Raw genomic sequence first — 24,042 nt, forward strand, 5'->3', positions numbered from 1 at the left:
AGGAAAACGATGAGTAAAACATATCATTTGACAACTCCACTAAGTGATGAAACTGTTTCAGAGTTACACAGTGGTGATATTGTATATTTAAGCGGTACTATTTATACTGCAAGAGACGCAGCACACAAAAGATTGGTTGATCTGCTTGATGAAGGCAAAGAACTTCCTTTTGATATAAAAGGTGCAGTAATATATTTTGTCGGACCGACTCCGCCAAAACCGGGTGATCCGATAGGAAGTGCCGGTCCTACTACATCTTATCGCATGGACTCTTATTCTCCAAGGCTTATTGCTGAGGGTTTAAAAGGAATGATAGGTAAGGGTAAAAGAAATAAAGATGTTACAGAAGCTTGTGAAGAATACAAGGCTGTTTACTTCGGTGCTACCGGTGGTGCAGGTGCACTTTTAGGCAAGCAGATTAAGAGTGCAGAAGTTATCGCTTATGAGGAACTTGGTCCTGAGGCGGTAAGAAAACTTGAAGTAGTTGACTTTCCGGTAACTGTAGTTAATGACACACACGGTGCGGACTTATATAAAATTGGCCGTGCACAATACGAAGTTAAATAACTTCCATTTTAAAATAAGGAGAATAAATGAATATACATGAATATCAGGCAAAACAAATTTTTGCCAAATATGGTGTTCCAACACCTCGCGGTATTATCGCAAATACACCAGAACAAGCTGCTCGTAATGCAGAAGAACTTGGTGGAAATGTTTGGGTGGTAAAAGCTCAAATTCACGCAGGTGGACGCGGTCTAGGCGGGGGTGTCAAGCTTGCTAGAAGTAAAGATGAAGTTAAAGAATTAGCAAATGAAATTCTTGGAATGCAGCTTGTTACTCACCAAACAGGACCAGAAGGTAAACTTGTACAAAAAGTTTACATAGAAGAGGGTGCTGATATTGTAGATGAGCTTTACCTTGGTGTTGTTTTAGACCGTGCCAAAGAGATGCCTGTTATTATGGCTTCAACTGAAGGTGGTATGGAGATTGAAAAGGTTGCTGAAGAGTCACCTGAAAAAATCATTAAAGTTGCAGTTGACCCGGCTATAGGCTTTCAAGGTTTTCATGGTCGTGAATTAGTCTTTGGTCTTGGTATTACTGATAAAGCAGAGCAGAGTAAATTTATCAAATTCGCTTCCGCACTTTATAATCTTTATTTAGAAAACGATGCAGAGATGATTGAAATCAACCCTTTAATCAAGACTGGATCAGGTGAATTTTTAGCACTTGATGGAAAGATGGGATTTGATGATTCAGCACTTGGACGTCACCAAGACATCGAAGATATGAGAGATATCTCTGAAGAAGACGCTGATGAGCGTGAAGCTTCTCAATATGGTCTTTCATATATTTCTCTTGATGGAGAAATAGGTTGTATGGTAAACGGTGCAGGTCTTGCGATGGGTACTATGGATACCATTAATTATATGGGTGGAACTCCTGCTAACTTCTTGGATGTTGGTGGTAGTGCAAATGCTGAAACTGTTGCTAAAGGTTTTGAGATCATTCTTAAAAATCCAAATGTTAAGGCAATTTTTGTAAATATTTTTGGTGGAATCGTTCGTTGTGACCGTATTGCTAACGGTATTTTAGAAGCAACAAAAATAACTGATGTTAATGTTCCTGTTATTGTTCGTTTAGATGGTACAAATGCTCCAGAAGCGGCAGAAATTCTTAAAAATGCAAACATTCCTAATATCATTGTTGGTAATGACTTGGGTGATGGTGCTGCAAAAGCAGTTGCTGCGGCGAAAGGAGAATAATTTATGTCAATTTTAGTAAATAAAGATACAAAAATAATCGTTCAAGGTTTCACCGGTAAAGAGGGAACTTTTCATGCAGAGCAGTGTTTAGCTTACGGTTCAAAAATTGTTGGCGGTGTTACACCGAACAAAGGTGGTCAAGAGCACTTAGGTCAGCCTGTTTTCAATACTGTTTCAGAAGCAGTTGAAGCAACCGGTGCTACTGTATCTATGATTTTCGTTCCGCCTGTTTTTGTTGCGGATGCCGTAATGGAAGCTGCTGAAGCTGGGATAGAACTTGCTGTAATCATTACAGAAGGTGCACCTGTTCGTGATATGCAAAAGGCAAAAGCCCATGCCGTTAAGCACGGTATGATGACGATCGGGCCAAACTGTCCTGGTATCATCACTGCCGAAGAGTGTAAAATCGGAATCATGCCAGGTATGATTTTCAAAAAAGGTAATGTTGGTCTTATCTCAAAATCTGGTACATTGACATACGAAGGTGCAAATCAAGTATGCAATGAAGGTTTTGGTATTACTACGGCGGTAGGTATTGGTGGAGACCCTATTATCGGCCTTTCATACAAACAACTTCTTCCAATGTTTGAAGCGGACCCAGAGACTGAAGCAATCGTTATGATCGGTGAGATCGGTGGAGACCTTGAAATTCAGGCAGCAGCATATATTAAAGAGCATATTACTAAACCTGTTGTTGCTTTTATTGCTGGACAAACTGCTCCTGCAGGTAAAAGAATGGGTCATGCCGGTGCTATTATCAGTGGCGGAGCCGGTACTGCAAAAGAGAAGATGGAAGCACTTGAAGCTGCTGGTGTAAAAGTAGTTGTTTCACCGGCTGAAATCGGTAAAGCTGTTGCAGAGGTTTTAGCTAAGTAATTTTCTCTTGTGTGAGCCTCGTAATGTAACAAAAAGTTATATTACGGAGCGCAACCAGCACAATTTAGAATAAAGTTATAGAAACTTAGCTACTCTTTGCTGATAAAGAGTAATGTATAAATTAAATTTGTACTTTAATAATAGGAGAATAAATGGGAACTTTTAGAACTGAAAACCCTGGTAATCAACCTGTATGGGTTAATACTAGTAACTGTAAAGCATGTGATATTTGTGTATCTGTATGTCCAGCCGGTGTACTTGGTATGAAATATGAATCAACTTCGACGTTGGGTGCGATGATTTCAATACAGCATCCTGAAGCTTGTATAGGGTGTAATGAGTGTGAACTTACATGTCCAGACTTTGCTATTTATGTAGCAGATAAACAAGAATATAAAGCAGCTGGGTTTAGTTTTGCTAAACTTACTGACGAATCTAAAGAGCGTCAGGCAGCTGTTATAGCGAATAATTATATGTCACTTAGTGAACAAGGAGTTAAATAATGGCAACTAGAGAAGTAATATCTACAGGTAATGAACTAGCTGCTAGAGCGGCTGTTGATGCAGGCTGTATGTTTTTTGGTGGCTATCCATTAACACCATCAAGTGAAGTTATGCATGTTATCTCTGACCTTTTACCAAAAAAAGGCGGTGTAGCGATTCAAATGGAAGATGAAATAGGTGGTATCTGTGCAGTTATCGGTGCAGCTATGGTTGGTCAGCGTGCATTAACTGCGACTTCAGGTCCTGGTATGTCGCTTAAGGCTGAACAATTAGGTCTTGCTCAAATGGCAGAAGTACCTTTAGTATGTGTAAATGTTATGCGTGGTGGACCATCAACTGGTCTTCCTACTCGTGTATCTCAAGGTGATATCCTTCAATCTAAAAACCCTTCACACGGTGATTATAAATCAATCACATTATGTGCAGGTTCACTGGCTGAGTGTTATACAGAAGTTGTAAGAGCATTTAATATTGCAGATAGATTTATGCAGCCGGTAATCGTGTTACTGGATGAGACTATCGGTCACATGCACGGTAAAGCTGATATCCCGACTGCTGAAGATGTTGAAGCTGGTATCGTACCGAGAAAAAGATTTGACGGACCTGCTGAAGAGTATTTTCCATATGGTGTTGAGCATGATGAGCCGGCGGTTCTTAATCCAATGTATGAAGGTTACAGATATCACTTTACAGGTCTTCACCATGATAAAAACGGTTACCCGACTGAGGAAATTGAAACTTGTAGAAAACTAATCCAAAGATTAGAAGACAAAGTAGAGCTTCATAAAGATGAAGTTGAGTCTTATGAAGAATTTATGATGGATGATGCTGAAGTAATGATCGTTGCTTATGGTTCTGTTTCACTGGCAGCTAAAGAATCTATTAGACATTTAAGAAAAGAGGGTATCAAAGCCGGTCTATTTAGACCAATCACTATTTGGCCTTCTCCTGCAGAAAAAATTAAAGAGCATACTGATAAGATTGAAAAAGTTTTAGTTGTAGAGCTTAATATTGGTCAATACCATAGTGAAGTTCAACGTGCAGCTGCAAGACTTGATATTGACGGTCTGTTTAAAGTTAACGGTAGACCACTTTCTCCACATGAGATTGTAAGTAAAGTAAAGGAGTTATAAGATGGCATTTAATTATGATAAATATTTAAGACTTGAAAAAATGCCGACACTATGGTGTTGGGGTTGTGGCGATGGTGTAATTCTTAAAGCGTTCGTCAGAGCAATTGATAAAATGGGACTAAACCAAGATGACATTTGTGTTGTTTCTGGTATTGGTTGTTCAGGAAGATTTTCATCTTATGTTGATTTTAACACTGTTCATACTACTCACGGTAGAACAATAGCTTATGCAACGGGTATTAAATTAGCGAACCCAAGCAAGCATGTTATCTGTGTTGCAGGTGACGGTGATGCACTTGCTATCGGTGGTAATCATACTATTCACGGTTGTAGAAGAAACATTGATTTAACAATGATTATTATTAACAACTTTATCTATGGTTTAACTAATTCACAAACTTCTCCAACTACACCAAAAGGTATGTGGACAGTTTCTCAAAAAGCGGGTAACATTGATCCAACATTTGATACGTGTAAATTAGCAATGGCTGCTGGAGCTTCATTTGTTGCTCGTGAGTCAATGCTTGATCCTAAAAAATTAGAAAAAGCAATAATTAAAGCTATAGAACATAAAGGTTTCTCTATGATGGAAGTTCTTTCTAACTGTCATATTAACCTTGGTAGAAAAAATAAAATGCTTTCAGCAATGGAAAACTTAGAGTGGATAGATAGTATTACTACTCCTAAGAAAAAATACGATGCGATGACTCCTGAAGAGCAATTAAACTTATTACCAACAGGTATTTTACATCAAGATACTGAGGCAGATGAGTATTGTGACATGTATGCAGAAATTCAAAAAGTACATCAGGGTGAAAGAAAAGTAATCACTCAAGATGACTTTGCAAAAAAAATATAAGGAGACACAATGAGTAAAACATTAATGAGATTTACAGGCGTTGGTGGACAAGGTGTTCTTCTTGCTGGTGAGATTTTTGCAGCTGCAAAAATTAAAACTGGCGGTCATGGACTAAAAACTGCAACATATACATCACAAGTTCGTGGTGGACCTACTGTTGTTGATATTCAGCTTGATGATGAAGAAATCTACTATCCGTATGCAAATGACGGTGAAATAGGTTTTATGCTTTCAGTTGCTCAGAAAAGCTATATTCTATTTAAAGATGGTGTACAAGAGGGCGGGACAATAGTTGTTGATCCAAATCTTGTTCATCCAACCGATGAAGATAGAAAAAAATGGAAGATCTATGAGATTCCTATTATTACTATTGCAAAAGAAGAAGTAGGTAACGTTATTACTCAATCGGTTGTAGCATTAGCAATTGCAAATACTATGATGAATGCTATTGATAAAAATACTCTTATCGATACTATGCTTTCAAAAGTACCTGCAAAAGTTCATGAAGTCAATAAAAAAGCTTACGAACTTGGTGAAAAATACGCTAAAGAAGCTATGGCTTAACTAGCAATCTTAAAAGGCAACTTGTTATTAGTTGCCTTTTTTTTATATTTATATCTAATATTAATTAGTATTAGATTCGAATACTTTCCCAAAAAAATTCAACATGCTTTTCAAATTGAGTAGATAGAGCCGTTGTTGAATCATTATCAAACCTCATAAGTGTTATTTGCAGCCTCATATAGAATAGGGTAGATAAAAATTCATAAGAAATCATCATAGGATCTTGAGAACGAATAAGTGAGTTTTGCATCATTATAAAGAATGCTTCTGAGAGCATCTTTACATTCTTATCGTGAAATTCACTCATAAACTGCTCTCTAAGCTCTTTATTTTGAAAAAGCTCTATCATTAGCAGTCTAAACATATTCTCGTTGCTCTTATCAAAAGTAAGAAGCTTATACTGCATTGTAAAATTTTGTAAAAAAGCTTTTCCCTTAAGTGCAGATTCTTTTATATCAGGTTCATTTTTGGAAAAGGGTGAACTGAAAATACCCTTTGCAACTTCTAGAAAAATTTCTTCTTTACTCTTGTAGTGATTGTATATAGCACTCTCTCTAATTCCTACTTCTTTAGCTATTTTTCTTACACTTGTACCTTTATATCCAAGCTCAGAAAATAGGGTGGTTGATACTTTTAGTATCTTTTGTTTTGTTCCTGTTCTTTTATAAGATGTCGTATTTTCGGGCATTTTCAACCTTTTTAGTTTAGTGAACGTATGTTAACTTTAAAAGTATTATATATGAACGATTGTTAATATAAGCTTACTGCAATAAGAACAATTGTTCATGTTTACAGATAACTTAATGAACAAATGTTCTTGTATTGAAAAAACTGATTTAAAGGAAGAGTTTAGTACTATTTCACAGGTACAGCAGATAGTGACTTGCTTAATCGCAAGAGGAAAGTCCGAGCTGCTATAAGACAGTGTTCCATTTAACTAATGGCCGTAGCAATACGAGGGAAAGTGCAACAGAGAGTAGACTGCTGCAGCAATGCAGTAACGGTGAAAGGGTGGTGTAAGAGACCACCAGTCTTTATGGCAACATAGAGAGCTTGTAAACCCAACATGGCAGCAAGAAACAGGTGGTCAGCGTCTTATAATGCTACTGTTTCGCTAGAGATACTATGTAAATAGTGTAGTAGATTAATGCTATCAAAACAAAACTCGGCTTACGCTGTGCCTATTTAACTGAAGATACTAATTAATATTAATGATATATATGGAATAAATTATGAAAAAAGCAGATGTTACAGCACAACATAACGGAGTAAAGATTACATTTAGCGGTGCAGTAGAAAAGAAAAATGTAGTTGAGATGGTTCAGAGATGCCAAACAGGAAAGTGTGACTGTATGAGCGATGAATCAAAAAAGAAAATTAAAGATATGAGCATAACCGGTCAAGACGGTAATGTAGAACTTGACATAGAAGGCGATCTTGATATAGAAGAGATTAAAACAGCAGTTTCAAAGTCTCCACTTATTAAGTAGAGTAGAGAATGTTAATTTCAAGAGAATTTACATTATGTTAACCAAGATATCTCCAAGTAGCAGGAATACAAAATAATATGTTATTTAAAAAGTTACTCATAAGTCTAATGTTTATTTTGTGCTTTACTACTTTGTATTCAAGCGAATTTACCTTTAGAAAATATACACATGTAAAAGAATTTTATAAAGCCAATTCCAAAGAAGCAATAAAGCTGGCTGAACAATATAACATTCCGCCTGCCGCTCTTTTAGCCATTGCAGGTCTTGAGTCTGGATACGGTAGAGGTTATGTTGCTCAAATAACCGGAAACATACTCAGTTTAGGTGCGTTTAAAGGAGATAAAGAACTTCCAAGATTGTATCTGCCCTATTCTAAATCAAAAAAAATGGTTATTTTTGACCAAAATGAAATAAATAGATGCTCAAAAGAAGATTTGGTGTGGAAAAAAAGGCCAAAAAGTCTAAAAAGAGATTATAGACCTGCCCTATACGCAGGAACAACAAAAAAGCTTGAATTGCTTAATTACGATAAAACTTTAAAACATAAATCTAATAACGCATGTTTAAATGATTTTGCCACCAGGTGGATAACAAGTACCTCTAAAGTTAAAGTTTTTAAAGAAGCTAGGATTTGGTTAGATAACCTGGTTGATAAGCATGGAACAAAAATACTATTCACTAAAGATGTCAATAATAAGTTTATAGCAAAAATTGGTGGACATCCGCATTCTTTTAACTACAGAGAGACATGGCCAAAGAAAGCTAAACTGATTATGAAAAAAGCAGGACTTGTTAAACTGATGAATGATATGCAATTTAAAGCTATGAATTTTGATAGCGCCTGGAGTAATATATGAATTCAACAAAAGAACAGCTTATTGAAGATATACAAAATCTTCTAAATTCGTATGACGATGAAAATACTACATCAATCAACCCCGATTTATTAGAATTTATGGATGAAAAAACACTCATAAGTATTATAGATTCTTTATTGAATCAAAAGGAAGAATCCAAAGAAGCAGATAGTCAGTGGCTTGAGAAATTTAAAAAATATGATATTTAGTTAGTTGTTATCTGGATAACAGAGCAAAAATAATATTTTACAACAATTTTTTAAAGCCCTCGAAATACCTATTTTAAGTGCTTATGGAGTTTTTATGTTTTTTTAGATTCTAAAAATACTTCATTTGTTACTGAAATATCTGTATAATGACATCAATACTAAATACAAAAGGAATTAATATGGCAAATATTGATTTAGTTCAGTTAACTGGGCAGACTAAAAAATTAACAGCAATGATAGTTGAAGATGAAAAAGTAACAAACGAGCTTTTAAGTTCTACGTTTAAAAACTTTTTCGCTGATGTTTACTCTTGTTTTAATGGTGATGAAGCGTTAAATACATATAACAGAGTTAAACCAGACGTTGTTTTTGTTGATATTGTAATGGCAGGCATGGATGGCATTGAATTATCTCGCAAGCTTCGTGAGATTAATCCTACGCAAATTATTATTGTGATTTCAGCAAGTAATGATATTGAGAAAATATCTGAATCTATTGAAGTTGGTGTAAACAGTTTTATTCAAAAACCTATTGACACTAAAAAGATCATTGAGCTTTTAACTAGTGTTACTGCTATGATTTCTAAAAAAAGAAAAATTGAGACTAAAACATTCTCTATCTCTCTTCCTTTAGATCTTTATGATTTAGTAAATGACAATGCAAAGGCTGAGAGCATCTCTAAAAATGCTGTTATTATTAGAGCTCTTAGAGGTTTTTACGAGTAACATATAGTAAATTTAACTGAGTTTTTATAGTTTAAGGATCTATTAAGACATGGATCTATATAATTTCGGCTCAGTTAAACAAGCTGTCTTGAATGGCCCCGTCGTCTAGCGGTCAGGATCCATGGTTTTCATCCATGTTACAGGAGTTCGATTCTCCTCGGGGTCACCATTCATACGAACAATTCTCACACAAAATATTTTAAATAAATCAAAAAATACTAACTTTCTTTTATACAATTACGACCATTTTCTTTTGCTGCATAAAGAGCTTTATCAGAATTGATATATAAGCTATTTGCATTGTCGTTATCTTTTAAATTTGATATACCGATACTTATCGTAATTTTTATAAAATTGTTGTCTATTATTAATGGATTTTGCTCTATGTTTTTGCGAATTCGCTCTGCAATATTTACCGGTGTACCCTGCTCTAGTGTCTGGATTAAAATGATACCGAATTCCTCTCCGCCAAGACGGCCAAAGATGTTCTCTTTACGTATACTTGAATTTATTTGATTTACAACATGTTTAAGGGCTTTATCTCCTATATGATGCCCATATGTGTCATTTATATTTTTAAAATAATCGATATCTATCATTAAAAGAGCCATATCTATATTAAAACGCTGTGAGCGGTCTATTTCTCTTTCAAGCATCTCAAAGAAATAACCCCTGTTCCAGATGCCAGTTAGTGCATCGATACGTGAAATGTGACGAAGTTCTTCTTCTACTTTTTTTCTTCTGTTGATTTCTTTTTGCAGTTTTGTAGTTCTTTCATAAACTTTTTCTTCAAGTAGGTGTTGATTAAACTTTACTTTTTCAATCATAGTATTAAAAGTTTCAAAAAGTGTTGCTAAAAGATTCATATTTGAATACTGAACTTTTACATCTCTAAAACCATCACCGAATTTTTGTGAAGCTTTATTTATTATGTCTAACGGCGCTATGAGATGTCTCATGGTTAAAATACCGCTGATGATGAAGAGAGTAGTAATGAATATAGCCAGTATCAATAGAGTTTGGTAAAAAATTGACCTACTTTCATTTATAATGCTAGCTTTAGGAACGTAAGATACCAGCATCCAGCCGGTTGATGGTATCTGTGAAACAAATAGAAGCTTATCTTCAAAAAACTTTATCGAACTATTCCAGATTTGAGTATTTACGTATTTAACAGGTTTTATTCTTGAGATAATTTCATCTCCCAATCTGTTTAAATATTCGTTTGATGAAATAGAAATACCATTTAATCCGCTTTTATTGGCACTTTTAATTGTACGATAGTAAAAATTGCCTCTATATTCCTGTTTGCTTTTTTTCTCCAATTCTTGCATATATTTTAGATCAGTCGATGAAATAAGCTTACCGTTTTTTGAAAGCAAGAAAGAGACACTTCCTTCATATATAACCGTTTCTTTTAAGATAGATGTTGCAACCTTGTCAACTGTTATATCGTGAGATGCTACTCCAAGAAGCTCATTATTGCTATCATAAATAGGATATGAAGCGGTTATTAGGACTCCATCTCCGGCAAGATCGTAGTAAGGTTCTTCCCAACCTACAGACTTCTCTTTGAAGTTTGCAGCATTGTAAAAGTGTTGCTGAGTTGGTTTGTAAATATCATTTGCATTTATATATGGAACATAAGGATAAATAAGCATAAAGTCATTTACTGTGGTGATGTAAACCCATGAAAAATTAAAAGAGTTATGAATCGATTCCAAAGCAGGAGTTATTTGATGAAAAACATTTAACTCTTTACTGATTAGTTCTTTATCTTGGTTCAAGTTTGAGAGAATCATAGAAACATGCTCAGACTGAAATGCATAATCTGAACTTCCTGCAGTATCTTTATAAAAAGTTATTCTATTGTTTTTTGAATATTTATGCTGATATATCGGTTTGCTCTTAATATATTCGTATTCTTCTTTATAAAGTTTTTTGTAGCTGTTACCAAGTGCTATTATACTATTTGACACATATTGCAGATGTGTGTTAACATCTTTTGCGCCAAGCTTATTGATGGTAAGAAGATTTTGTTTCGTAGACTCTTCCTGTAAATCAATAAATAGATTACTTGCAGAATAAAGACTAAATGCAATTCCCGAGAATAAAATTATATAGTTTAATACAAAAATTGCTTTTATGCTTTTATTATTGGACATATTAAACCCTTCACTAACATCATGGTAATGAAATAAAAATTAATTACAAATGAATTATTATTCATAACTTGAAATTATAATGAAAAACTATGTCTAATAAAGTCGTTTATGGAATAAACAAAGGCCGGTAAGTTAACTGGCCTTTTTTGTTAGTTTTTTATTTTAACTTTTGTGCGACAAGTTCATTTACCACTTTTGGATTTGCTTTGCCACCTGTGGTTTTTAGGACTTGGCCTACAAAGAAGCCTAATAGATTGGTGTTACCTGCTTTAAACTTAGCAACGTTATCCGGATTTTTTTCAATTATCTCATCAATTATAGGTGAAATTTTCTCAGGGTCACTTATCTGTAAAAGTCCTTTAGATTCAACTATCTGCGTTGGATTTTCACCGGATTTGACCATATCTTCAAATACTTGTTTGGCAATTTTATTTGAAATAGTCCCATCGTCAACCATCTTGATAAGCTCTGCTATTTGATTTGCATTAAATTTAAGTTCGTCTGCCTGCATCTGCTTTAGTTCTCTGGCTACTTCATTTGCAACAATGTTTGCAAGAGATACGGGACTGTTAAGCACAGAGAGAGACTCTTCGTAGAATGACGAAAGGTTCTCATCGCGAGCTAGAGTATTAGCCACTTCGCCGTTTAGCCCAAATTCACCGGTATATTTATCAAAGCGTGCTTGCTCATTCTCATTCATAGGTGTTACTTCACCGTCTACTTGCACTTTTTTAACTTGAGGCGTAGGTGTTTCCTCTTTTGTTTTTTTCTTTTTAGCATAAGAGTCTTTAAGACCGACGATTTTATTAAATACAGGATTTTCATCAGTGTAGTCAATTGGGTCAGCGTAAAAATATCCCTGTCTTTCAAACTGGAATCTCTCATCAGGTTTGTCTGTTATTACAGCACTCTCAATAAGAGCATTTTTAATAATTTTTAAAGAGTCCGGGTTTATATCTTCCAAACCTTCAGGCGCTTCATCTTTGAAGAGTCTATCATATAGTCTTACTTCAACTTTCTTAGCACTCGCAGCATCTACCCATTGAATAGCGCTTTTAACTTTAATGCCGCTGGTATCTGAGCCACTTTTAGACTCTGGATTATACTCCGCAATTATCTCCGTAATATTGCCGTTTGCATCTTTTATGATTTCTTTACATGTAATGATATAAGCGTGTTTAAGACGTACAGGTTGTTCAGGTGTAAGACGGAAGTAACCTTTTGGAGGATTTTCGTTAAAGTCTTCACGCTCAATGTAAATCTCCTTAGAAAACGGTAGTTTTCTTGAACCGTCTTTTGGTACATCATCCGGGTAGTACGGCGCATCAAGTTTTTCTTCACCCTCATAATTCTCAATCGTTACTTTTAGCGGGTCTAGCACACACATAACACGCGGCACTTTCATGTTTAAATCATCTCTTATGCAAAACTCAAGTTGTGCAACATCGACCGTTGAGTTTGCTTTTGCTATACCTATTTGATCGCAGAAATTTAAAATAGACTCACGAGTATAACCCCTTCTTCTATATCCGGCAATCGTAGGCATACGAGGGTCATCCCAGCCGCTGACTTGTCCGCCTTCAACCAATTCTAAAAGCTTTCTTTTGCTCATAACAGTGTAGTTAATCCCAAGTCTTGCAAACTCATGCTGATAAGGTCTTGGTGATTTAAGTCCAAGTGTGTCTAGCACCCAATCATAGATATCACGGTTGTTCTCAAACTCTAATGTACAAATGGAATGAGTAACACCTTCAATATAATCAGATAGACAGTGACCAAAGTCATACATAGGGTAAATTGCCCATTCGTCTCCGGCTCTATAGTGATGAGCATGTCTGATGCGGTATAAAATTGGGTCACGCATTTTCATATTTGCCGCAGACATGTCTATTTTTGCACGAAGCACATGTTCGCCGTCTTTAAACTCACCTTTTTTCATTCTTTCTAAAAGGTCTAGATTCTCTTCAACAGAACGCTCTGCATACTTACTGCGACGTCCAGGCTCTGTAACAGTACCTCGATATTCACGCATCTCCTCTTCGTTAACTGAGTCAACATATGCTTTACCCATTTTAATAAGCTCTATTGCGTAATCGTATAGTTTTGGAAAATAATCAGATGTGTAACGTACACCGTTATCCCACTCAAATCCAAGCCAATGTACGGCATCTTTGAGAGCCTCAACATATTTTGTGTCTTCTGTAGTCGGGTTTGTATCATCCATTCTAAGGTTACAGTGACCATGATAATCACGTGCAATACCGAAATTTATAGCGATAGATTTAGCGTGTCCAATGTGAGGAAACCCGTTTGGCTCAGGAGGAAATCTTGTAATAATCTCTTTATACTTGCCTGCTTTTAAGTCTTTTTCAACTATTGTACGTAAAAAATCTTTACTCTCACTCATTATTATTAAACCTTTTGATTTTGAAACTTTTATAAGGTTTGTATTTTACCCTATTAGAGCTTATATCATCATGCTTCTTATAATTAATCAAAAACTTGTTAAAATCACAAAAATATTATTTTAGGAATGTTAATGCTAAGATTTGCATCTAGTCCAACTGGAGACATGCACATAGGTAATTTAAGAGTTGCCTTATTTAACTATATTGTGTCAAAACAGAGAAACGAAGATTTAATCGTTCGTATAGAAGATATGGATAAAGAGAAAAATGTAGAAGGCAAAGATGAAGAGATCTTAGCATTACTATCTCTTTTTGGTATTGAATATACTCAGGTTATTTATCAAAGTGAAAATGTTCGATATCACTCGGCTATGGCTCTGCAACTGGTTCATGAAAAGAAAGCGTTTAGCTGTTTTTGTTCCAAAGAATGGTTAGAAAAGAAGCGTGAAGAAGCAAGAGATAATAAAAAAGAGTATAGTTATGATGATGCTTGTAGAAACCTGCCTCATGAGCTTGTAATAGACAATATGAACCCTTTTACTATCAGACTAAGCAGACCTGATGAAGCAATCGTTATAAATGACCTTATAAAAGGTGAAGTAAGTTTTAAGTCTGATACCATTGATAGTTTTGTCATCATGAAGCAAAACAAGACACCTACATACAATTTTGCATGCGCAGTAGATGATATGTTAAGTGATATATCTTTAGTTATTCGTGGTGAAGACCATATGGACGATACTCCTAAACAAGAGCATGTTAGAAAATCTTTAGGCTATGAGAAAAAAGTAGAGTATGCTCACTTACCTGTTATTTTAAATGACACTTTTAGTGTTAAATGGCTTTTAGAGGAAGGTTTTCTGCCAAGTGCTATTTCAAATTATTTAATATCAATCGGAAACAACACTCCTCAAGGGATCTTTGATACTACAGATGCTATAGAGTGGTTTACTTTAGAAGCACTCTCTAAGTCCCCTGCTCGCTTTAGCCTTGAGGATCTAAGAGATATAAACAAGGAGCATCTAAAAAACATGGATGCAACAGAGCTTTCAAGATATGTGGGCTTTGCAGATGCTAGCATCGGCGAGCTTGCAAAAGTTTACTTGGAAGAAGCATCTACGACTAAAGAGCTAAAATCTAAAATAGAGCCTGTTTTTGCAGCTAAAGAGATTCCACAAGAGCTTAGTGAAGCGGCTAAAACAATGATTGAAGCTATTAAAAGTGCACCGTATTTTGAGGAATATAATGATTTTAAAAATTACATCATGAAAGAATCAGGTCTTAAAGATGAAGAGTTCTTAAAATCACTGCGTTTTTTACTAACGGGTACAAAACATGGTCCGGATGTTGCTGAAATATATAAATATTTAAAAAACTATATAGGAGAGATTATTAAATGAGTATGTTAATGGAAATAATTCAAGGGCTTGGTTCTATTGTATTGAGTCTTATAAATATTTATGTCTGGGTTATTATAATCACGGCGCTTTTAAGTTTTGTAAATCCGGATCCGTATAATCCTGTAGTACAATTTTTGCATAGAATTACACAGCCTGCATACAAGCTTGTAAGAAGATATATGAAAACAGATTTCAATGGACTTGACTTAGCGCCGCTTGTGATTATTATTGCATTGCAGGTTATTATAGTTTTATTGAGTGCCCTGCTTCACTCTTTTTAATTATGATTAAGATTTTTATACCGCTTTTTTTTATGCTTGTCTCTTTAGATGCAAGCATAACACTTCAAGATATAGAATCAAAACCGCCAAGTCATGCCAAAAACTTTATGATATGGCAATATCTAAAACAAGATATTACACCCGAAGAAGCGGACAAAGCTTATTCTCAAGTAAAAGGCAAAAACAATAAGATATTTAAACTCTATGCTAAAAAGACCAATGATATAGAAGTAAAAAGAAAAATCTCATGCATGAAAGAAAGAGATTTACTGTCTATAAAAGATGAAACTTGCTTGGAACTTGCTTTTTCTCCATATAAAACCCTTGCTCTTACAAAGAAACAAAGAGAAAAACTATTAAAGAAAATTAGCACAAAAGCTAAAGAAGAACTGCTTAAAATTCAGAATGAACCATATACTCAACAAGCTTATGAAAAGTATGAAGCACATACCATATTATCGCTGTTTGTAAGTACAACAAGAAGACATAGGAGAGAAAATCTCAATATCCATCTGAATGAAGAGTTCATTAACAGGCTCTCGTCATCTTGGAAGATATCTCAACTTGTAAAAATAGTCGTACATGATGAAAAGCTAGATAAACTGCAGTTAGCTCTTTTAAAACTAAATGGAGAAAACCTTAACTCCAAAACTAATTTTTATCTGGCTATTAACCATCTTAAACACCTAAACAACACAGAAGCCCTGCGTTACTTTAACCTCTCTCTTTTAAAAGCAAAAAAGAGAATAGATGTAGATAAAAATTACTTTTGGATGTATAAAATTACGGAGAATCAAAACTATTTAAACAAACTGCTTGGTAGCAAAGATATAAACATATATACTATATATGCTCATGAGATACAAAATAAAAAATTTGACAACTACTTCAGTGCAGTGGAAGTCAGTGACGATAATGCAGACAAAAATATTCAAGATCCTTTTGAGTGGAATAACATAATAGAAGATATAAACAGTGCCTCGTCACAAGATGAGCTTTATGAACTATCTAAAGAGTACACACAAAAAGATATGATTCCTGTTCAAACCCTTATCCTTGAAAAAGCATATAAGCATAAGATGCATGGCTATGTAATGCCTTATAATAAATACTTAAAAAATATTTCAACAGATGAGAAAGCTTTGGTTTATGCAATTATGCGCCAAGAGAGCAAACTTATACCATCTGCTCTGTCTCGCTCTTATGCATTGGGATTGATGCAGCTTATGCCGTTTGTTGCAGATGCTATTAGCAAGCAGGTAGAAAATCCGGTAAAAAGTTACGATGAGATGTTTATTCCAAAAAACAACATAACTTATGCACTAAAGCATCTGGAGTGGATGAAAAAATCTCTATACCACCCTCTTTTTATGGCTTATGCTTACAATGGCGGAATGGGTTTTTTAAAAAGATATCTTCAAAAAGGCACTTTTAACAGTGGCAAATATGAACCATTTTTAAGCATGGAGCTTATGGCTAACTCTCAAAGTAGAGAGTATGGGAAAAAAGTTTTAGCAAATTACATTATGTATAAAAAAATAATGGGCGAAGATGTCTCTATTGTTCATCTTTTCGATAAATTAACGCATCCGAAGATGACCGATCGGTTTCGAGAACAAGGCTGATTTCGCCCTCGTCTACCTTTTCAAAGGCTACAAGAAAATACTTATTCCACTCGCTTTGAACAGATGCCAGATGCGAAAATCTGTTCTTAGCATCCAATTGTTTGATTTTTACAGGCAGTTTGCCGTTTAGTTTCATAGTAAGCTTAATATCTTCGAGTGTGTTTGGATCGTACATCTTTTTTTCATCTTTTAAGTAAAGATAAACATAAAAATATTCGTTCATATTATATCTATGTGGATAGACTTTATTCAGGTAGATGGCTGTGAAGATTCCTTCTACCTTTTCACCCATTTTTATCTTACTTCCCTGCAGGTTTGCTGCACTTAGTTCCTGATCTGGCTGCATATTGAACTTGCTAAAAGCATTTTTGTCTGCACAACCGACAAATAGAATCCAAAAAGTTAAAATTGTTAATATATATTTCATGATTATTCCTCTGATTTGAGAAAGAATTATATCTTATTAAACAAGCTTTTAAAGACTATTTTGTATAATCACTTAAAATTTTAGACAAATAAATATAAAGATATAAAGTGAATAAAAGATTAGCAGTTGCATTTACGGGTCCATCAAATAGCGGAAAGACTACTCTTATATTAAAAGTAGCAAGAAAACTAATACACGAACATGGTAAAAGAGTTGCAATAATAAAACACGATCCAAGCGATAAGGCTCGTTTTGACGTTGAGGGTAAAGACAGTTACAAGTTTTCCGATACCGGTGCAGAGGTTATAGTAACCTCTCCTACCAGAACAACTTACTTCTCAAAACAAAACAAAGATTTAGATGAGATGATCAGACTCTTTAATGATTTTGATATTCTTCTTGTTGAGGGTTTAAAAAACTTGCCACTGCCGCGCATAAGCATATTCAGAGAGACACTCGATAGTGATTATTTTCCGTTTATGAATGCTTTGGCGATTGATGAGACTATAAACACGGCAGATTATGATGTACCGAGTGATGTGGATATATTGGACTTAAATGACTGTGAAGATGTAATATCTTGGATACTTAAAAATGCGAAGGAAGTATAATAAATGACGGATATATTTGACGCGATTCAGCGTACGGCAAAGAGAATCAAAAAAGCTATAGATGTTAAAGATATAGGCTATTCTCAACAATCAAACAGTTCTGGTGAGACTCAACTTCAGTTAGACATCCAGTGTGACATGATCATCGAAGAAGAGTTTTCTCAAGTTCCATCTATTCATACTATTGCAAGCGAAGAAAAAGAAAATGCGATGCTGCTCAATGAAGCTGGAAAGTACTTCATTGCCTATGACCCACTTGACGGTTCATCTTTAGTGGATGTAAACTTAAGTGTCGGTTCCATATTTGGCATCTATGAAGGTGAATTTGCGGCAGATAAAATGGTTGCATCATGTTATGTTGTTTTCGGTCCTCGTGTTGAGATGGTATTTGCTCATAACAAAACAAAACTGCACCTGCTTCAAGGTGATGAGTTTGAATTTGTAAAAGAGATACGCCTAAAAGAAAAAGGCAATCTAAACGCTCCGGGAGGTACTCAGCAAAACTGGGCACCTTACCATAAAGAGATGGTTGACGGCTTCTTTAAAGAGGGTTATCGTCTTAGATATTCAGGCGGAATGGTTCCTGACCTTCACCAGATTCTTCTTAAAGGAGGCGGATTGTTTTCATATCCAGGGACAAGTGATAAGCCTGATGGAAAACTTCGCAAGCTTTTTGAAGTCTTTCCTTTTGCCTTTGCTTATAAGACTGCAGGCGGTGAAGCGATTGACGGTAAAGTCGACTTGATGGAGCTTGGATGCGCTCATATACATGACACATCTGCATGTTTTTTCGGCTCTAAATATGAAATAGCGAGAGTAAAAGAAGTTTATGCAGCCAATGCATAGTCAAGAAAAAGATAAGTTTGAACTTCATCTTGATGAGATGATAATCAAAGTACAAGCTTGTCAAAAAGAGAAAAACTTAGCATCTTGTAGTGTATGCGAGCACTACATAGCTTGCGAACTTAGAGCTGATTATGTAAAATCAGTTTACAACAGCATGTCCAAAGGCGAGACAGGCGGATTTGAATTTTAATGGAGAAAACATTTTGAGTAAATATATAACAACACCTATCTATTACGTTAACGGCGAAGCACACATTGGGCACGCATATACTACTTTTATAGCTGACACTATGACAAGATATGAGAAACTAAAAGGTAACGATACGTACTTTTTAACGGGCACTGATGAGCATGGACAAAAGATAGAAGAATCAGCAGCTAAAAACAACAAGCCTACTCAACAGTTTGCAGATGAGATAAGTGCTTCATTTAAAAATCTATGGGATGAGTTTGAGATCTCTTATGACAAGTTTATTAGAACTACAGATGCTGATCATAAACTTGGTGTTCAAAAAGCTTTTGAGGTTATGTACGCTAAAGGTGATATCTATAAAGACTTTTATGAAGGTCACTACTGTGTAAGTTGTGAGACATTTTTTCCTGAGACTCAGCTTGTAGACGGTGAGTTCTGCCCTGATTGCGGTAGAACTACAAGCACTGTAAAAGAAGAGAGTTACTTTTTCAGACTTTCAAAATATGAAGATGCTCTACTCAAACACTACGAAGAAAATCCTGATTTCATACTTCCTCGTTCTCGCGCAAATGAAGTTATAAACTTTGTAAAAGGAGGATTAAGAGATCTTTCCGTCACTCGTACATCTTTTACTTGGGGTGTTAAGCTTCCTGAATCTATGAATGACGATAAACATGTTATGTATGTTTGGCTAGATGCTCTTATGAATTACGTTACGGCTTTAGGCTACGGTACGGATGAAGCGAAAATGAACTACTGGCCTGCGACAATGCAGCTTGTAGGTAAAGATATTCTTCGTTTTCATGCTATCTACTGGCCGGCATTTCTTATGAGTCTTGACCTCCCTCTTCCTAAACACATAGGTGTACATGGTTGGTGGACGAGAGACGGTGAGAAGATGAGTAAGTCTAAGGGTAACGTTATATCTCCTAAAGAAGTCTCCGATGCTTACGGTGTTGAAAATCTCAGATACTTTATGCTTAGAGAAGTTCCTTTCGGTCAAGACGGTGACTTTTCTCAAAGAGCATTTATAGACAGAATCAACTCAGAACTCAGCAATGACCTAGGTAATCTTCTAAACCGCATCATAGGTATGAGTGGAAAATACTCTGATTTTGAGATAGACAGCAAAGACGTAGAAAAATATCACACTAAAGAGCTTGAAGCTATGAATGAAGCTTTATCCAATCTCGATGGGTTTATGCAAAATATGCAGACTCACAGATATCTTGAAGAGCTTTGGAAGCTGTTTACTATTGGGAATAAAGCTATTGAAGAGCATGCTCCATGGACTAAGATGAAAGAAGATAAAAAAGATGAAGCACTCGCCACTGTTGCCTTAGTTGCAAACATCTTAGCAAAAGCATCTATCATGCTTAGTCCTGTTATGCCTAAAACATCTGCAACTGTTGCGGATGCACTTAGCTTCACTATAGATAATGCCAGCTACAATGAGATGATTATCGATAAAAAGCTATTGAAATTATTTAATATCAAGAAGGTTCCGCCTCTTTTTCCTCGTGTTGAAGAGCCTCTAATAGAAGAAGCACCGGAGGCTATGCCTGATGACAATCCAAACGATGTAATGAAAGAGGAAATGGCAGCAAAAAAAGAAGAAGCTGAAAAAGACAATCTTATTGAAATCGGACAGTTCTTTGAAACATCTTTAAAAGTCGGTGTTGTAGTAGAAGCCGAGGAAGTTCCAAAAAGTAAAAAACTTCTGAAACTTCAAGTTGATTTAGGCGAAGGGAAAAACCGTCAAGTTGTTGCCGGAATCAAAGAATTCTACTCTGCTGAGTCACTGTTAAATACACAAGTGTGCGTTGTTGCCAACCTGAAACCTGCAAAACTTATGGGAATGATGTCTGAGGGAATGCTTCTTGCTGCTAAGGATGAAGACGGTCTATGCCTAGTAAGACCTGAAAAACCTAAAAAAGCAGGAACCCCTATTGGATGAGACTTGAAAACTTCCTCGCACTTACACACGGTAAGCTTGAAAACGAGCCTTGTGTAAACAGTTTTGAAAATACTGTCTTTGAGGCTCACAAAGTAAAAAGAGGTGATATATTCTTTGCCTATGAAGAAGAAGATATTGCTTTAGCAGTCTCAAACGGTGCATACGGTATAGTTTTTGATAAACCTGTACAAGTAAGCGATCAAGAAATCGCTTGGATAAAAGTCAATGACATTGAAGAAGCAGTGAAAAGACTGCTTCGTTTTAAGATGATTGAAAAAGAAGTAGTTGCTTATGAGTGCAATGAAATCATTTTAAAGCTTGCTCTTCAGGTTATTACCCAAACAAATTTTGTGGTTGTTCATGGAGATATAAGAAGTGTTTTCAAGTCTCTTTGGGAAGTAGAAGACAGAAGCACTGTTCTATTTTGCCCTGCTCTAAACTCAAAAGATATGTTTGCAAATATAAAGACACTTCCTAAAATAGCTATTGAACCCATAGAGATTATGGAGCAAACACTTTTTGAGACATCTTTTATATATGATAATGTATTTTACGAGAGACAACTTATCTCTCCGTTTTTTATACCGTACCTCGCAGAATTGCTGCATCTGTTTAAAAGTTTAAAAATAGACTTTAGACTGAGAAAATTTACGCCTATAGAGCACTTTGAAGCGGTATTTACAAACAAGAATTTTGAGATTAAAGAGTTTGGAACCAGCGATAAGGTGCTTATATTTGAACAAAACACAAGTCTTATAGAGAGCGAGATAACTTTTTTGCATTCCCGCGCACCTTGGGCAAAGATAATCTGCCTTGTTCCATCTTCTTCTCAACAGTCAGAAGATGAGAATCTATATAGCTACAAGAATCAAAAAGAGATAATCCCTATACTAAAAGAGAACAATTTTCACTTTGCTCTAATAGTCGGAGTCGATAAGTCAATCCTCAGCAGAACCGCATCTTATCAAACTCAACCGACACTTTTTTAATATTAAGCTTTATTGTATATTTTTCTTAATCTCGGCAATAAATTCATGAATATCATCGTAAAGAGCTTGTAAATCTTCCTCATGCTCTACTTCATCCGCAAGAATCTGTGAAACAATATCATATGTAACTATGTCTTTACCTCTTGTAATGTCAGCAAGAGCAGAGTATGTGCTAATAGCACACTGTTCTCCCTTGATTGACTGTTCAAGTATTGAAAGAACATTTGGATCTTCAGGCGCATCATAACCGCAGTTTGAATAAGTCATCCAATCTTTTGGATGCAAGGCCGGAGTCCCGCCAAGCTGTAAAATACGGTCTGCAACCATGTTTGCATGACGAAGTTCATCAGCGGCATGTTGATTAAGTTCGGCAATTGCTGCATCTTTCATGATACCCTTGACCACTTTAGACTCTATAAAATATTGGTAATATGCAAGCCACTCATCACAATATGCTTTATTAAGCAACTCTGTTACTTCTTTTGCTTCGATACCTTTAAGTATTGATATACCGCGTGTTGCCATAATTTAATCCTTTGTAAATATATTTAAACATCATACGGGATCAATTATGCCATATTTTTATTAACTTCCTGCAAGTTCTCTTTTTAACTCATCTTTGTTAATCTGATTTTTATCACTTTGAACTAACGGAAGTGATTTTTTGTAAATCACTCTGCTTGGAAGCATGTAAGATGCCAGATGTTTTTTAAGCTCAAAGATTATCTCTTTTGGTGCCATCTCGCTCGGTGCAGAGTAGACAAGGATTATCTCCTCCTCTATAAGCTCATTCTCTATGGAGAAAACTGCGCACTGTTTTATTTGAGGCAGGCATCTAGACACTACAGACTCTATCTCATACGGAGAGACTCTGAAACCTCTTGTTTTTATCATATTGTCCTGTCTTGAAACAAAGTAGAAATATCCCTCTTCGTCTTTGTATACATAATCCCCAGATGCCACGACAATCTCATCTACAAGTTGCCCTTCTAAGTTGATGACATCTTTTAGTATTTGAATAGACTTGAATCTCTCAGCGTTTTGTTCAGGTGCATTCCAGAAACCTTTGTAGATATAACCGCCTCTATGAATCAACTCCCCTACTTCACGTACTCCGCACTCTTTTCCATCTTTGTTGATAACATAAAGTTCAACATCAGGAATAGCTTTACCTATAGAATCAGGTCTAATTGCAATCTGACTCGGGTCTAAGTAGGTTGAACGGAAGGCTTCCGTGAGACCGTGCATCGAGTAAAACGCAGCATTTTTAAAAGTCTTTTTGCACTCGTTTATCATCTTGGCAGTTACATTACCGCCTGATGAAGTGATGGTTTTTACACCGTCAAATAGTTCAGGATTAGGGATTCTGCTCATATTCTCATCGAACATCTGAGTTATATTGACAGGCATAAGAGGTATAACTGTTACATTATCGTCAATCAGGTGGTTAAAGAAGTCTTCGGGCAGTATAAATCTGTGTATAGCCAAAGTCGCTCTTTTGTAAAGAGAACAGAAGATTTGGTTTAGTCCATAGTCAAGGTTAAAGATAAGAAGACCGGAAATCACATCATCTTCTTGAAGGTTTATGTACTGAGTCACAACACGAGCAGAGTCAATAAGGTTTCTGTGAGAAATAACGATTCCTTTTGGTGTTCCGCTCATTCCAAAAGAGTAAGTTATAAGAGCATTGCTGTGTCCGCTTATGTCGCAAACATATGGTTTATTGTAATATTTGAAGATTTCTTCAAAAGAGGCAATGTCCCTGGAAGCCGTTTCATATGAAATAATATGACCGTTAAAATCAATCTCTTCTATGCTCTCAAGTTTAAGTTTGTCAGTGATGATACACTTGGTGTCACAATCGTTGATTATGTACTCAACCTGCTCCGGTTTTAAAAGCTTTGTAAGAGGAACAAGAATGTAATCAGTAGATAATATAGCCAAAATTGCAATAACCTGCTCTATCCCCTTGTTTGAGTAGATGCCGATTCTTGAGTCTTTTGGAAGGTCTAGTTCGTTTAAGTAATAAGCTACCTGATTTACTTTTGTAAAGAGCTCGGAGTAAGTTATGCTCTTTTCATTAAAAACCAATGCTGTTTTGTCACTATGAGTTTTGTTCGCATATTCTATTAACGTTCTTATACAGTTTATCGACATG

General features: G+C 35.6%; 25 protein-coding genes, 1 tRNA gene and 1 other RNA gene. 21 read left to right on the forward strand and 6 right to left on the reverse strand.

Annotated elements, in window-relative coordinates; all coding sequences use genetic code 11:
• The first annotated feature begins 9 nt into the window (after positions 1-9).
• The 7 genes from ABYK18_RS03835 (at position 10) to ABYK18_RS03865 (ending at position 5,701) form a co-directional block, all read left to right on the forward strand.
• Complete coding sequence (locus tag ABYK18_RS03835; protein ID WP_373035317.1) at positions 10-567, forward strand: Fe-S-containing hydro-lyase; 558 nt, start codon at positions 10-12, stop codon at positions 565-567.
• 26 nt (positions 568-593) lie between these two features.
• On the forward strand, positions 594-1,766 hold the full coding sequence (sucC, locus tag ABYK18_RS03840; protein ID WP_373035319.1) for an ADP-forming succinate--CoA ligase subunit beta: 1,173 nt from the start codon (positions 594-596) through the stop codon (positions 1,764-1,766).
• 3 nt (positions 1,767-1,769) lie between these two features.
• The gene (gene sucD, locus ABYK18_RS03845) at positions 1,770-2,642 is read left to right on the forward strand and encodes a succinate--CoA ligase subunit alpha (RefSeq protein ID WP_373035320.1); all 873 of its coding nucleotides are present in this window, start codon (positions 1,770-1,772) and stop codon (positions 2,640-2,642) included.
• 152 nt (positions 2,643-2,794) lie between these two features.
• Positions 2,795-3,145, forward strand: coding sequence for a 4Fe-4S dicluster domain-containing protein (locus ABYK18_RS03850; protein WP_373035322.1), 351 nt, complete (start codon positions 2,795-2,797; stop codon positions 3,143-3,145).
• A complete protein-coding gene (locus ABYK18_RS03855; RefSeq protein ID WP_373035323.1) occupies positions 3,145-4,278 on the forward strand; it encodes a 2-oxoglutarate synthase subunit alpha in 1,134 nt (377 codons plus the stop codon). The genes ABYK18_RS03850 and ABYK18_RS03855 overlap by 1 nt, the downstream gene beginning before the upstream one ends.
• A 1-nt stretch (position 4,279) precedes the next feature.
• Entirely contained in the window at positions 4,280-5,137 is an 858-nt protein-coding gene (locus tag ABYK18_RS03860; RefSeq protein ID WP_373035324.1) for a 2-oxoglutarate ferredoxin oxidoreductase subunit beta, read from the forward strand.
• A gap of 9 nt (positions 5,138-5,146) precedes the next feature.
• Positions 5,147-5,701: a 2-oxoacid:acceptor oxidoreductase family protein gene (locus ABYK18_RS03865; RefSeq protein WP_373035325.1), complete on the forward strand. Its 555-nt coding sequence runs from the start codon at positions 5,147-5,149 to the stop codon at positions 5,699-5,701.
• 70 nt (positions 5,702-5,771) lie between these two features.
• On the opposite strand, the gene ABYK18_RS03870 is transcribed toward ABYK18_RS03865, so the two are convergent.
• Positions 5,772-6,389 carry a TetR/AcrR family transcriptional regulator gene (locus ABYK18_RS03870; protein ID WP_373035326.1) on the reverse strand — a complete coding sequence of 206 codons (618 nt, stop codon included), beginning with the start codon at positions 6,387-6,389 and terminating at the stop codon, positions 5,772-5,774.
• A 175-nt stretch (positions 6,390-6,564) separates the two neighbouring features.
• Between ABYK18_RS03870 and rnpB the strand changes: the two genes are divergently transcribed.
• The 6 genes from rnpB (at position 6,565) to ABYK18_RS03900 (ending at position 9,151) form a co-directional block, all read left to right on the forward strand.
• An RNA gene (gene rnpB / locus ABYK18_RS03875) (RNase P RNA component class A) lies at positions 6,565-6,889 on the forward strand.
• Positions 6,890-6,933: 44 nt separating this feature from the next.
• Positions 6,934-7,191, forward strand: a complete 258-nt coding sequence (locus ABYK18_RS03880) for a hypothetical protein (RefSeq protein ID WP_373035327.1) — start codon at positions 6,934-6,936, stop codon at positions 7,189-7,191.
• A 77-nt stretch (positions 7,192-7,268) separates the two neighbouring features.
• Entirely contained in the window at positions 7,269-8,048 is a 780-nt protein-coding gene (locus tag ABYK18_RS03885) for a glucosaminidase domain-containing protein (RefSeq protein ID WP_373035328.1), read from the forward strand.
• Positions 8,045-8,257 carry a hypothetical protein gene (locus ABYK18_RS03890; protein ID WP_373035329.1) on the forward strand — a complete coding sequence of 71 codons (213 nt, stop codon included), beginning with the start codon at positions 8,045-8,047 and terminating at the stop codon, positions 8,255-8,257. Before ABYK18_RS03885 ends, ABYK18_RS03890 begins: the two co-directional genes overlap by 4 nt.
• A 179-nt stretch (positions 8,258-8,436) precedes the next feature.
• Positions 8,437-8,982, forward strand: coding sequence for a response regulator transcription factor (locus tag ABYK18_RS03895; RefSeq protein ID WP_373035330.1), 546 nt, complete (start codon positions 8,437-8,439; stop codon positions 8,980-8,982).
• A gap of 94 nt (positions 8,983-9,076) precedes the next feature.
• A tRNA-Glu gene (locus tag ABYK18_RS03900) sits at positions 9,077-9,151 on the forward strand.
• A gap of 49 nt (positions 9,152-9,200) precedes the next feature.
• On the opposite strand, the gene ABYK18_RS03905 is transcribed toward ABYK18_RS03900, so the two are convergent.
• Both ABYK18_RS03905 and ABYK18_RS03910 read right to left on the reverse strand, forming a co-directional pair.
• Positions 9,201-11,147, reverse strand: a complete 1,947-nt coding sequence (locus tag ABYK18_RS03905) for a diguanylate cyclase (RefSeq protein WP_373035332.1) — start codon at positions 11,145-11,147, stop codon at positions 9,201-9,203.
• Between the two features lie 157 nt (positions 11,148-11,304).
• Positions 11,305-13,554 (reverse strand): glutamine--tRNA ligase/YqeY domain fusion protein, encoded by a 2,250-nt coding sequence (locus ABYK18_RS03910; RefSeq protein ID WP_373035333.1) that lies wholly within the window; start codon positions 13,552-13,554, stop codon positions 11,305-11,307.
• 132 nt (positions 13,555-13,686) lie between these two features.
• Here ABYK18_RS03910 and gltX point away from each other — a divergent pair, with 132 nt between their 5' ends.
• From gltX to ABYK18_RS03925, 3 genes are read left to right on the forward strand one after another with little or no spacing between them, the layout of a single operon-like run.
• Entirely contained in the window at positions 13,687-14,955 is a 1,269-nt protein-coding gene (gene gltX / locus ABYK18_RS03915) for a glutamate--tRNA ligase (protein ID WP_373035335.1), read from the forward strand.
• On the forward strand, positions 14,952-15,236 hold the full coding sequence (locus ABYK18_RS03920; protein WP_373035336.1) for a YggT family protein: 285 nt from the start codon (positions 14,952-14,954) through the stop codon (positions 15,234-15,236). The genes gltX and ABYK18_RS03920 overlap by 4 nt, the downstream gene beginning before the upstream one ends.
• Before the next feature lie 2 nt (positions 15,237-15,238).
• Entirely contained in the window at positions 15,239-16,861 is a 1,623-nt protein-coding gene (locus tag ABYK18_RS03925) for a lytic transglycosylase domain-containing protein (protein ID WP_373035337.1), read from the forward strand.
• On the opposite strand, the gene ABYK18_RS03930 is transcribed toward ABYK18_RS03925, so the two are convergent.
• Complete coding sequence (locus ABYK18_RS03930) at positions 16,794-17,288, reverse strand: hypothetical protein (RefSeq protein ID WP_373035338.1); 495 nt, start codon at positions 17,286-17,288, stop codon at positions 16,794-16,796. The genes ABYK18_RS03925 and ABYK18_RS03930 overlap by 68 nt on opposite strands.
• 107 nt (positions 17,289-17,395) lie before the next feature.
• Here ABYK18_RS03930 and mobB point away from each other — a divergent pair, with 107 nt between their 5' ends.
• The 5 genes from mobB to ABYK18_RS03955 are packed head-to-tail and all read left to right on the forward strand — an operon-like array spanning position 17,396 to position 21,884.
• Positions 17,396-17,899: a molybdopterin-guanine dinucleotide biosynthesis protein B gene (gene mobB / locus ABYK18_RS03935; RefSeq protein ID WP_373035339.1), complete on the forward strand. Its 504-nt coding sequence runs from the start codon at positions 17,396-17,398 to the stop codon at positions 17,897-17,899.
• A gap of 3 nt (positions 17,900-17,902) precedes the next feature.
• A complete protein-coding gene (locus tag ABYK18_RS03940) occupies positions 17,903-18,745 on the forward strand; it encodes a class 1 fructose-bisphosphatase (RefSeq protein WP_373035340.1) in 843 nt (280 codons plus the stop codon).
• A complete protein-coding gene (locus ABYK18_RS03945; protein WP_373035341.1) occupies positions 18,729-18,935 on the forward strand; it encodes a hypothetical protein in 207 nt (68 codons plus the stop codon). The genes ABYK18_RS03940 and ABYK18_RS03945 overlap by 17 nt, the downstream gene beginning before the upstream one ends.
• Before the next feature lie 13 nt (positions 18,936-18,948).
• Positions 18,949-20,895 carry a methionine--tRNA ligase gene (metG, locus tag ABYK18_RS03950; protein ID WP_373035342.1) on the forward strand — a complete coding sequence of 649 codons (1,947 nt, stop codon included), beginning with the start codon at positions 18,949-18,951 and terminating at the stop codon, positions 20,893-20,895.
• Complete coding sequence (locus tag ABYK18_RS03955) at positions 20,892-21,884, forward strand: hypothetical protein (RefSeq protein WP_373035343.1); 993 nt, start codon at positions 20,892-20,894, stop codon at positions 21,882-21,884. The genes metG and ABYK18_RS03955 overlap by 4 nt, the downstream gene beginning before the upstream one ends.
• 9 nt (positions 21,885-21,893) lie before the next feature.
• Here the strand turns inward: ABYK18_RS03955 and ABYK18_RS03960 are convergent, their stop codons facing one another.
• Entirely contained in the window at positions 21,894-22,409 is a 516-nt protein-coding gene (locus tag ABYK18_RS03960; protein WP_373035344.1) for a ferritin-like domain-containing protein, read from the reverse strand.
• Between the two features lie 60 nt (positions 22,410-22,469).
• Positions 22,470-24,041, reverse strand: a complete 1,572-nt coding sequence (locus ABYK18_RS03965; protein WP_373035345.1) for an AMP-binding protein — start codon at positions 24,039-24,041, stop codon at positions 22,470-22,472.
• Position 24,042 lies beyond the last annotated feature (1 nt).

It is taken from the genome of Sulfurimonas sp., from assembly GCF_041563495.1.
In the GTDB taxonomy this organism is placed as follows: Bacteria; Campylobacterota; Campylobacteria; order Campylobacterales; family Sulfurimonadaceae; genus Sulfurimonas.

Coding starts and splice junctions, on each gene's coding strand:
- ABYK18_RS03835 (WP_373035317.1), top strand. CDS start 10: ATGAGTAAAACATATCATTTGACAACTCCACTAAGTGATGAAACTGTT.
- sucC (WP_373035319.1), top strand. CDS start 594: ATGAATATACATGAATATCAGGCAAAACAAATTTTTGCCAAATATGGT.
- sucD (WP_373035320.1), top strand. CDS start 1,770: ATGTCAATTTTAGTAAATAAAGATACAAAAATAATCGTTCAAGGTTTC.
- ABYK18_RS03850 (WP_373035322.1), top strand. CDS start 2,795: ATGGGAACTTTTAGAACTGAAAACCCTGGTAATCAACCTGTATGGGTT.
- ABYK18_RS03855 (WP_373035323.1), top strand. CDS start 3,145: ATGGCAACTAGAGAAGTAATATCTACAGGTAATGAACTAGCTGCTAGA.
- ABYK18_RS03860 (WP_373035324.1), top strand. CDS start 4,280: ATGGCATTTAATTATGATAAATATTTAAGACTTGAAAAAATGCCGACA.
- ABYK18_RS03865 (WP_373035325.1), top strand. CDS start 5,147: ATGAGTAAAACATTAATGAGATTTACAGGCGTTGGTGGACAAGGTGTT.
- ABYK18_RS03870 (WP_373035326.1), bottom strand. CDS start 6,389: ATGCCCGAAAATACGACATCTTATAAAAGAACAGGAACAAAACAAAAG.
- ABYK18_RS03880 (WP_373035327.1), top strand. CDS start 6,934: ATGAAAAAAGCAGATGTTACAGCACAACATAACGGAGTAAAGATTACA.
- ABYK18_RS03885 (WP_373035328.1), top strand. CDS start 7,269: ATGTTATTTAAAAAGTTACTCATAAGTCTAATGTTTATTTTGTGCTTT.
- ABYK18_RS03890 (WP_373035329.1), top strand. CDS start 8,045: ATGAATTCAACAAAAGAACAGCTTATTGAAGATATACAAAATCTTCTA.
- ABYK18_RS03895 (WP_373035330.1), top strand. CDS start 8,437: ATGGCAAATATTGATTTAGTTCAGTTAACTGGGCAGACTAAAAAATTA.
- ABYK18_RS03905 (WP_373035332.1), bottom strand. CDS start 11,147: ATGTCCAATAATAAAAGCATAAAAGCAATTTTTGTATTAAACTATATA.
- ABYK18_RS03910 (WP_373035333.1), bottom strand. CDS start 13,554: ATGAGTGAGAGTAAAGATTTTTTACGTACAATAGTTGAAAAAGACTTA.
- gltX (WP_373035335.1), top strand. CDS start 13,687: ATGCTAAGATTTGCATCTAGTCCAACTGGAGACATGCACATAGGTAAT.
- ABYK18_RS03920 (WP_373035336.1), top strand. CDS start 14,952: ATGAGTATGTTAATGGAAATAATTCAAGGGCTTGGTTCTATTGTATTG.
- ABYK18_RS03925 (WP_373035337.1), top strand. CDS start 15,239: ATGATTAAGATTTTTATACCGCTTTTTTTTATGCTTGTCTCTTTAGAT.
- ABYK18_RS03930 (WP_373035338.1), bottom strand. CDS start 17,288: ATGAAATATATATTAACAATTTTAACTTTTTGGATTCTATTTGTCGGT.
- ABYK18_RS03940 (WP_373035340.1), top strand. CDS start 17,903: ATGACGGATATATTTGACGCGATTCAGCGTACGGCAAAGAGAATCAAA.
- ABYK18_RS03945 (WP_373035341.1), top strand. CDS start 18,729: ATGCAGCCAATGCATAGTCAAGAAAAAGATAAGTTTGAACTTCATCTT.
- ABYK18_RS03955 (WP_373035343.1), top strand. CDS start 20,892: ATGAGACTTGAAAACTTCCTCGCACTTACACACGGTAAGCTTGAAAAC.
- ABYK18_RS03960 (WP_373035344.1), bottom strand. CDS start 22,409: ATGGCAACACGCGGTATATCAATACTTAAAGGTATCGAAGCAAAAGAA.
- ABYK18_RS03965 (WP_373035345.1), bottom strand. CDS start 24,041: ATGTCGATAAACTGTATAAGAACGTTAATAGAATATGCGAACAAAACT.